This window comes from Leyella stercorea, from assembly GCF_021531655.1.
The window spans coordinates 1-3,475 of the sequence record NZ_JADYUF010000092.1; the positions used below are offsets into that span (position 1 = coordinate 1).

The 3,475-nt window shown below is 49.2% G+C and carries 7 protein-coding genes; all 7 read left to right on the forward strand.

Going from position 1 to position 3,475, the window contains the following annotated elements; translation table 11 throughout:
* The first annotated feature begins 293 nt into the window (after window positions 1–293).
* Genes I6E49_RS14050 through I6E49_RS14075 form a run of 7 tightly spaced genes read left to right on the forward strand, consistent with a single transcriptional unit; the run spans window position 294 to window position 3,382 of the window.
* The gene (locus I6E49_RS14050) at window positions 294–563 is read left to right on the forward strand and encodes a hypothetical protein (protein WP_235403103.1); all 270 of its coding nucleotides are present in this window, start codon (window positions 294–296) and stop codon (window positions 561–563) included.
* Between the two features lie 36 nt (window positions 564–599).
* A complete protein-coding gene (locus I6E49_RS14055) occupies window positions 600–791 on the forward strand; it encodes a hypothetical protein (RefSeq protein WP_235403104.1) in 192 nt (63 codons plus the stop codon).
* On the forward strand, window positions 754–1,098 hold the full coding sequence (locus I6E49_RS14060) for a hypothetical protein (RefSeq protein ID WP_235403106.1): 345 nt from the start codon (window positions 754–756) through the stop codon (window positions 1,096–1,098). Before I6E49_RS14055 ends, I6E49_RS14060 begins: the two co-directional genes overlap by 38 nt.
* Before the next feature lie 14 nt (window positions 1,099–1,112).
* Window positions 1,113–1,562, forward strand: coding sequence for a hypothetical protein (locus I6E49_RS14065; protein ID WP_235403107.1), 450 nt, complete (start codon window positions 1,113–1,115; stop codon window positions 1,560–1,562).
* Entirely contained in the window at window positions 1,526–1,681 is a 156-nt protein-coding gene (locus I6E49_RS14070) for a hypothetical protein (RefSeq protein WP_235403108.1), read from the forward strand. Before I6E49_RS14065 ends, I6E49_RS14070 begins: the two co-directional genes overlap by 37 nt.
* 30 nt (window positions 1,682–1,711) lie before the next feature.
* A complete protein-coding gene (locus tag I6E49_RS14710) occupies window positions 1,712–2,140 on the forward strand; it encodes a hypothetical protein (RefSeq protein WP_369681636.1) in 429 nt (142 codons plus the stop codon).
* Between the two features lie 60 nt (window positions 2,141–2,200).
* Window positions 2,201–3,382 carry a RagB/SusD family nutrient uptake outer membrane protein gene (locus tag I6E49_RS14075; RefSeq protein WP_369681637.1) on the forward strand — a complete coding sequence of 394 codons (1,182 nt, stop codon included), beginning with the start codon at window positions 2,201–2,203 and terminating at the stop codon, window positions 3,380–3,382.
* Window positions 3,383–3,475: the final 93 nt, after the last annotated feature.

A 3,475-nucleotide genomic window follows, 5' to 3' on the forward strand; every position in this document is an offset into this window, starting at 1 on the left:
TGCTTTGGACACGCTTTGACGGTCTTCCTCAATTGCCTTGCGGACTGCTTCTTCATCAGAACAATCCATAATAACCTGAGTTCGGGATAAGAAAGTCTTTGTAAAAGTTGGTAATCTCCATAACTATAGTATCCTTTAATTTTATAATTAATTGATTCACAATCATAAAGGTACTAAAAATTATTGAGATTACCAACTTTTACAAAGACTTTCTTATCCCGAACTCAGGTTATAAGAACAATCCCGTATCTCTTATTGCAGGAACTGGTTATTCGCGATCGCAGACACGTGCCATGTATGCTGATATGCACTTGTGCCAGAATCTCTCAGCCGTTTTGCCGGGATTGTCAGCCGGATTCCGTATCGGTCTTGACAATACAGCTTCTTATTGGGACGGCAATTCAAAGAAGCCGTTGCTCAAGTCGAACACTATCGACCTTGAAACCGGCAAGGAGACATTCTCTGTATTGCAGAACGAGTCGTCGCTCAGCTTCTCAAAGAGCGTAGGTTCGGTCATAACATTCTTCAAGGTTGAGGCTTACGCCGACTACACCCGCCAGTGAGACAAGCACAATCTGCGTGCAAGTCTTCTCTACTCTATGGACAAGAAGTCGACCAAGGACCAGAACACCGGTCGTGCATTTATGGACATCGTAGGTTCGGCACACTACTCGTATGCAGGCAAGTATCTTGCCGACTTCTCGTTGAGCGGTTCGGATTCGAGTCTGCTCAAGCCCGGCAATCGTTGGGGGTGTGTTCCCGTCGGTAGGAGCTGGTTGGGTGCTCTCTGAGGAGAACTTCATGAAAGCCCCGTGGCTCAACCTCTTCAAGGTGCGTGCATCATACGGTATCGCCAGTCGTGCCGACTACGCCGTAAATCTCTACAAGGACCTCTGGGGTACAGGCAATGCCTTCTTTTTCCGCAACGGCACTAACGCTCCGGTATCGTCTGCAGGTATGAAGTATACACAGCTCGGCATAGGCGACCTTACCTACGAGAAGTCGCACAAGTTTAATGTAGGGTCGACTTCAAGGCATTCAACAAGCTCGGCATCACCCTCGATGCATTCTACGACCATCGCACCGATATTCTTGTAGGTGGAACAGGTGCAGTGTCAGGAGTATTCGGTATGTCAGTTCCGCAGATAAATAATGGTGTTATCGGCGGCCAGTTCTCGTTTGCCCGCAACAAAATTGTCAATCAGAACGAGCAATATCGTCCTTACGACTATCTGAAGCGCACCGGTCGCGAGATGGGCATCAATTGGGGCTACGAGGTAATCGGCATTTACAAGTCGCAGGAAGATATTGACAACCGCAACGTTAAGCAGCTGCTCAGCGAGGTGACCCCCGGCGACCTTATGTTCAAGGATCAGAACGGCGACGGTGTTATCGATTCTTACGATCAGATACCTCTCGGCTACAGCTCGCTGTGTCCGGAGATATACTACTCGTTCGACCTCGGTGCCGAGTGGAAGGGTATAGGCTTCAACGCACAGTTCCAGGGAGTAGGAACTACAGCAAGGTGCTCAACACAGCCAGCATCTATCGTCCTATCGTAGGTAACTGCAACATTTCGCAGTACTATTGGGAGAATCGCTGGAGCGAGAGCAACCCTAACGGAACACTGCCCCGTCTCACCTACACAGGTTCAGACAACAACTATAACCTTCGGCTTTAACTTATCATTCTAACAATAATTACGACAAATATGAAATTCAACAAAATAGCCATATTGCTCCTCTCGGCAGGTCTGCTCACCACGACGTCGTGCGACTTTATGGATTGCGACGAGTCAGACAATTACACCCTTCAGGAGATTCAGGGCAGCTACAACCGTGTAAAGCAGTTTGTCACCAGCATCTACGGTTATCAGCCGTCCGACTTCTGCAACATGCATGGTGCTATGGTCGACGCAGCCACCGACGACGCTATACATGTATACGAGTCGTCAGCCATACAGCGTATTGTCAACGGCACATGGTCGGCTAACTATACCGTCGACGACAAGTTTGCATACTATTACAATGCCATTCACGATGCCAACTACTATTTGACAACTCTCTCCGGACTCACTTTCGACACTTGGGAGAATGGCGACGACTATCAGGACTGGATGCAGAACTACGACAACTACTAGTATCAGGTACGTTTCCTACATGCCTACTTCTACTTTGAGCTTGTACGCCGCTATCAGAATGTGCCGCTCATCACCAAACCTCTCTCTCAGACTGAGACTAATCAGATAGAGCCGTCATCGGCAAAGGAAGTTCTGAAGTTCATCATCAATGAGTGTACCGAGATAGCCCCCAAACTGCCAATCAAGAGTACCTCAATAGCACAGGCCGAGAACGGACGTGCCACACGTGCCATGGCAATGGCATTGAAGTCGCGCGCTGCACTCTACGCTGCCAGCCCGCTCTACAACACCAATGGCGACAATGCTAAGTGGACTGAGGCTGCCAAGGCTTCGCACGACATTATAGCAAGCGCAGGCGAATTGGGATTGGGTCTCGATACATACGCCAACCTCTTCAAATCAAAGAACTATAACAGCAAGGAGGTAATTCTTTGTCGTCCCACCGGTACAAGCAAGACCTTCGAGCAGGCCAACTATCCGATGGGCGTGACAGGCGGCAATACCACCACATGTCCTACCGAGAACTTGGCAAGTGCCTTTGAGATGAAAGACGGTCGTGCTTTCGACTGGAACGACCCCACAATGAAGGCAAATCAATACAAGGACCGCGACCCGCGCTTTTATCTCACCATCGTTCACAGCGGTATGCTGTGGCCTGCCAAGAAGGCAGTAGACATCAGTGAGGGCGGTGCCAACGGTCTGCCTCTCACCAATGCCACTACAACCGGCTACTATCTGCGCAAGTATGTCGACAACAGCATTTCGTTTGAGGCTGGTAGCACCACCGCTGCCACCCACCACAACTGGATATTGTTCCGCTATGCCGAGGTGCTGCTCAACTATGCTGAGGCTATGATTCACGTCAATGGCAACTGCGACTACAAGGATGCTACCTACACAATGAGTGCTCGTGAGGCTCTCAATGCTGTGCGTAAGCGTGCCGGAATTCCAGAGGTGGCAGCATGCTCGCAGGATGAGTTCCTTACGAGGGTGAAGCACGAGCGTCGTGTTGAGATGGCGTTCGAGGGCCAGCGCTTCTGGGATTTGCGTCGTTGGAAGAATCTCGACGAGACCAAAAACATTTATGCCGTACGTATCACCCATCACGACGGAGTGCTCAGCTACGAGAAGACACTGCTCAGTGAGCGTTCTGTCAGCAACAAACTCTACTTCTATCCGATAGCCAATGTCGAACTGTTCAAGAACAAGAAACTTGTGCAGAATTCAGGTTGGGATAAGTAATAAAAAACTCGTTGTATGTCCTTATAACCTGAGTTCGGGATAAGAAAGTCTTTGTAAAAGTTGGTAATCTCAATAATTTTTAGTACCTTTATG

Excerpts from the sequence above, each read along its gene's own strand:
- I6E49_RS14050 (WP_235403103.1), top strand. The coding sequence starts at position 294 with ATGTATGCTGATATGCACTTGTGCCAGAATCTCTCAGCCGTTTTGCCG.
- I6E49_RS14055 (WP_235403104.1), top strand. The coding sequence starts at position 600 with ATGGACAAGAAGTCGACCAAGGACCAGAACACCGGTCGTGCATTTATG.
- I6E49_RS14710 (WP_369681636.1), top strand. The coding sequence starts at position 1,712 with ATGAAATTCAACAAAATAGCCATATTGCTCCTCTCGGCAGGTCTGCTC.